2 protein-coding genes, 5 tRNA genes and 1 pseudogene are annotated in these 4679 nt (G+C 56.0%); 6 read left to right on the plus strand and 2 right to left on the minus strand.

The window, feature by feature from the left end:
* Positions 1 to 680, minus strand: a pseudogene (locus Q0K06_RS13870) (hydrolase); the annotation flags it as partial.
* A 329-nt stretch (positions 681 to 1009) separates the two neighbouring features.
* Here Q0K06_RS13870 and Q0K06_RS13875 point away from each other — a divergent pair.
* Positions 1010 to 1813, plus strand: coding sequence for a hypothetical protein (locus tag Q0K06_RS13875; RefSeq protein ID WP_294553757.1), 804 nt, complete (start codon positions 1010 to 1012; stop codon positions 1811 to 1813).
* A gap of 59 nt (positions 1814 to 1872) precedes the next feature.
* Here Q0K06_RS13875 and Q0K06_RS13880 read toward each other — a convergent pair whose 3' ends face one another.
* The gene (locus tag Q0K06_RS13880) at positions 1873 to 3657 is read right to left on the minus strand and encodes a Na/Pi cotransporter family protein (protein WP_294553759.1); all 1785 of its coding nucleotides are present in this window, start codon (positions 3655 to 3657) and stop codon (positions 1873 to 1875) included.
* Between the two features lie 417 nt (positions 3658 to 4074).
* Here Q0K06_RS13880 and Q0K06_RS13885 point away from each other — a divergent pair.
* From Q0K06_RS13885 to Q0K06_RS13905, 5 genes are all read left to right on the plus strand, one after another.
* Positions 4075 to 4150: transfer RNA gene (locus Q0K06_RS13885), tRNA-Val, on the plus strand.
* Between the two features lie 23 nt (positions 4151 to 4173).
* Positions 4174 to 4250: transfer RNA gene (locus Q0K06_RS13890), tRNA-Asp, on the plus strand.
* A 3-nt stretch (positions 4251 to 4253) separates the two neighbouring features.
* Positions 4254 to 4329: transfer RNA gene (locus Q0K06_RS13895), tRNA-Phe, on the plus strand.
* 42 nt (positions 4330 to 4371) lie between these two features.
* Positions 4372 to 4447, plus strand: a tRNA-Gly gene (locus tag Q0K06_RS13900).
* Between the two features lie 48 nt (positions 4448 to 4495).
* A tRNA-Cys gene (locus tag Q0K06_RS13905) sits at positions 4496 to 4569 on the plus strand.
* Positions 4570 to 4679: the final 110 nt, after the last annotated feature.

Below are 4679 nucleotides of genomic sequence, written 5' to 3' on the forward strand. Positions count from 1 at the left end.
AAGTTGTCCAGGATGGGGGTGGCGTCCAGGTCCTGGGTCAGGAAGGTCTCGCCGGTGTAGGGGTCGGTGCACTCGGCCCAGATCTGGCCGTCGTCCCCCAGCACCAGCTTGGAGGTAAAGCCCTCCTCCAGCATGTAGTCGTAATAGTTCACGTCGTCAAAGGAGATGATGAGGGGTTTCTTCCCCTCCGGCAGCATCAGGGTGTTGCGCTGCATCCGGGCCACGCCGTTCTCGTCGGTGACCTCGCTCCACACATCCCCCATGTTGACCAGGATATAGCCCTTGTCGTAGACGCTCTGGATGATCTTCTTGAACTCATCCGCGGTCACCATCCAGTCATCCAGGCCGTTGCGCTGGGACTCGGGGACGGGCGCGTCGTGAAAGGCGAACTGGGGATAGGCGATAACGGGGTGGAAGAACAGGTGCTCCACCGGCTGGTTGGGGCCCCAGGCCTGGGTGAGCTGGTCCTCGCTCCAGTAGTTGCGCACCGCGTCATAGGGGTCCACTTCAGGCTCGGGGGTAGGGGTGGGCGTGGGGGTAGCGGCGGGCTGTTCCGCACTCTGGGAAGGGGCGGGGGGTTGGGACTGGCCGCCGTCGCCAGTGGATTTACAGGCGGCCAGGGGCAGCATCAGGGCCAGAGCAAGCCCCAACGCGAGAAGGCGGTTGATTTTTGTTCTCATGGAAAGCGTTCCTCCTGCAAGAAATTCTCTGTGTACTGTGCCTTGCTCATAACCACTATGATACGACAAAAAAACGAAAAAGTAGATAACAAAGGGGTTACAAATCCTTAAAAATTTTTCAGATTATCTGCGTCTGTATCAGTGGACAAAAAAATAGACGGAGAGGAGGAAGGAAAAGTTTTAAAGGGCGGAAAAAAGACGAAATTTCTTGAAACAGGCAGGCGGACGCTTTTTCTAGTTGCAAAGCAGGTGACTTTCTGGTAAAATACAGAGGATTGATTCCTCGCACCTGCCGGCAGCGCAGGAGAATTTCCATAGGAGATGGATGAATGGATAGCAGAGAAAAGCTGGAGAAGCAGCGGCTGAAGGCAGAGAAGCAGCGCCAGGAAGACATCGCGCTTACCAAGGTTCTCTACTGGATCGTGGGAGCAGTGGTTCTGGAGTTTCTGCTGCTGATGACGCAGAAATACTATATCAACTTTACCGTGGACGACTTTGGTATCAACACAGCGGTAGCCATTGCCACGGCCTTGAAGGTCCTCACGTTTGCGGGCATTATCGCCGGCGCGGCGGTTCTGGCGCTGGCCTACACCCGCCGGAAAAAGGGAAAGCAAGGAGTTTTCCTCTGGGCTGTCGGCGTGTTTCTGGTGATGCTGGGGATATACAGCGCCGTGGTGTGGCAGTTCAACGCCACCGGCGTGGAACTCCTGATTTTTGCCAACGTAGTGTTTGCGGTGCTAGCCTTTATATACTATATCTATCAGACCGAGTTCTTCGCTGTGGCTGTGACCTGCGCAGCCGGCGTTCTGGGCATCTATATCCGCTTTGCAAGCAGCGGCGGCGTCCGGACCTATGCGGCCATTGGGCTGATGGTAGTGGTGCTGGTGGCTGTGGCAGCCGTGTCTGCCGCCGCACAGCGGGGCGAGGGCGCGCTGACCCTGAAGGGAAAGAAGATTGAGCTTCTGCCCAAGACCGCCAACTATATCCTTATCTATGTCAGCTGTGCGCTGATGGCCCTGGTGCTCATTGCCTCCCTGCTCATCGGTCCCGGCGTGGGCGAGATGGTCTACTACGCAGTCCCAACCGCCTGGGTGCTGATTATGGCCGTGTACTACACGGTAAAACTCATGTAAAGGACGGCCCGGCAGCGAATGCTGCCGGGCCGTTTTGTTGCGGGCGGAAGCCCGCTTTTTTAATCTGCGCCGATAGGAGCCATATACTTGTCCCGGTAAGAGGCGAAGAGCTCGTCAAAGCTCTGGCTGGAGCCGTGATGAAGCTGATGGAGATAGGCGTGCGTATCGGTGAGAACCAGGTCGTTTTTGGGGGCTGTACGGCGGAGCACCTGGAGGGCCACGTTGGAGCAGTGGTCAGACACCCGCTCCAGATTGATGAGCAGCTCCAGGAACTGAGTGCCCTGCTCGATGGTGCAGGCGCCGGTCTTAAAGCGCTCAATGTGGCGGTTTTTCAGCTCATCCCGCAGCAGATCCACCACCTCCTCCAGCGGCTCCACCTGAAAGGCCAGCTCCCGGGAACGGTTGGTGTAGCACTCCAGGGTCTTGTCCAGAGCCTCGCCCACTGCGTCGGTAAGGGCGGAGAGCTCCCGTTGGGCGGCGTCTGTGAAGGAGATGCCCCGGTCATGGAGAATGGAGGCGCTCTCCGAGATGTTGACAGAGTAATCACCCATCCGCTCAAAATCGGAGAGGGTGTGGAGCAGCTCGGACACCTGGGCGCTCTCTGCCGCCGAAAGAGAGTGGTTGGACAGACGGACCAGGTAGTTGTCCAGCGCCCCCTCCAGCTTGTCCAGAGTATCCTCGTTCTCTCGCAGGGTCTCCACCTTTTTTGCGTCGTACTGGCTCAGCAGCGCCACGGAGATGCGGTAATTGTCCCGGGCCAGGGTTCCCATATGGACCACTGCGTCGTGGGCCCGCTCCAGGGCCACAGCGGGCGTAGCCAGGAAGCGCTCGTCCAGCATGGTGAAGGCGTGGCCCTCATCGCCGGGGACAGTGCGCTCCACCAGGCGGACCAGCTGCTTGTGGAAGGGCAGCAGAAGCACGGTGCAGCCGATGTTAAAGAAGGTGTGGAAGGAGGCGATGTCGCCCATATTCATGACGGAGGACCAGAAGGGCAGGCCGCCGGCGGGGGTGGTCACCAGCTGGGCGCCGTAGATGGCTGTCAGGAACACCAGCGTGCCGATGACATTGAAGTATAGGTGGAGCATGGCGGTCCGCTTGGCATTGCGGCTGGCGCCGATGGAGGAAATCAGGGTAGTGATGCAGGTGCCAATATTCTGCCCCATAATAATGGGAAAGGCGATATTGAAGGTGATGACACCCGTGGAGGTGAGAGCCTGGAGAATGCCCACAGAGGCAGTGGAGCTCTGGAGCAGGGCGGTAACCAGGGCGCCCACCAGAATGCCCAGCAGAGGGTTGGAAAAGGCCACAAACAGGTTGCGGAATTCAGGCACGTCCTGCAGGGGGGCCACGGAAGCGGTCATGGTGTGCATGCTGATGAACAGCAGGCCCAGGCCCAGAAGCAGCTGGCCCACAATCCGTTTCTTGCCGCTCTTGATGAACATGTAGAGCACAATGCCCACCACCGCCATGATGGGGCCGAAGTACTCCGGGCGCATCAAGGAGAGGAACAGGTTGTCCGAGGAGATATCTCCCAGGCGGAGAATCTGGGCGGTGACGGTGGTGCCGATATTGGCGCCCATGATAATACCCACCGTCTGCTCCAGCTTCATGATGCCCGAGTTGACAAAGCCCACGCACATGATAGTAGTGGCAGCCGAACTGTGGACGAGACCGGTGACCAGAGCGCCGATAAGAACGCTCATAAACAAGTTGTTGGTCAGCCGTTCCAGGATGGATTCCAGGCGGCCGCTGGACAGCTTCTCCAGGCCGCTAGTCATGGTGGTCATGCCGAAGAGAAAGGTTGCAATAGCGCCCAAAAGGGAGATCACATCATAAATACTCACAGTCAGCCTCCAGATATCATGATATGTGGACCAGAACATCACGGCGGAGAGCGGTCCCGCGGCAGCTGCGCGGAAACAACTCCAGAATATATTATAAACCTCAATAATTAGTTCGTAAACGATAAAAGTAAAGTTTTGTCGCATATTTTAGAACTTGATGGAAAGTTAATGTATATTGGCATAATATTTCCAAAAAGCGCGACGGGAGATATAAATAAGCACAGAAGTATGGAAAACAATTTGCAGGAGAAACAGCGGAAAAAGTGGGCGTTCAGATATAGAATAAGGCAAAACAGAGCACCTCAGCCGCGGGAAGAAAAAAGAATGAAAAAAAGATAAAAATAAGGGTTGACATTTGGAGGGAGGTTTAGTATAATAACTTTCGCCGCGTACGACAAACGAAAACACGGCCAACAGGGGAGCATAGCTCAGCTGGGAGAGCGCATGCCTTACAAGCATGATGTCACAGGTTCGAGCCCTGTTGTTCCCACCATGGGTCTTGACCCAACGTCAAATGGCGCGGTAGTTCAGTTGGTTAGAACGCCGGCCTGTCACGCCGGAGGTCGAGGGTTCAAGTCCCTTCCGCGTCGCCATTTGCCTCTGTAGCTCAGTTGGTAGAGCAGGGGACTGAAAATCCCCGTGTCGTTGGTTCGATTCCGACCGGAGGCACCATATCTCTCTGAATTGCATAGAGTGGTTCAGAGAGATATCCCTGCGGGTGTAGCTCATCTGGTAGAGCGCCACCTTGCCAAGGTGGAGGTAGCGAGTTCGAGCCTCGTCACCCGCTCCAGAAACAGAAGATAACAGGAGCAAGTATTTGCTCCTGTTATCTATAATCGGCGCCATAGCCAAGTGGTAAGGCAGAGGTCTGCAAAACCTTTACCCCCAGTTCGAGTCTGGGTGGCGCCTCCAAAAAGAAACACCAGCCGTTTGGCTGGTGTTTCTTTTTGCTTTGCTTAAAGAACCACTGGCTCTGCCAGTGGATAAAGAGCTTATAGCTATGGACAAAAAAAGGACTCCCC

It is taken from the genome of uncultured Pseudoflavonifractor sp. (assembly GCF_944387805.1).
In the GTDB taxonomy this organism is placed as follows: domain Bacteria; phylum Bacillota; class Clostridia; order Oscillospirales; family Oscillospiraceae; genus Pseudoflavonifractor.

Bases quoted from the DNA above. Each gene is read 5' to 3' on its own strand.
- Q0K06_RS13875 (WP_294553757.1), top strand. From the start codon at position 1,010: ATGGATAGCAGAGAAAAGCTGGAGAAGCAGCGGCTGAAGGCAGAGAAG.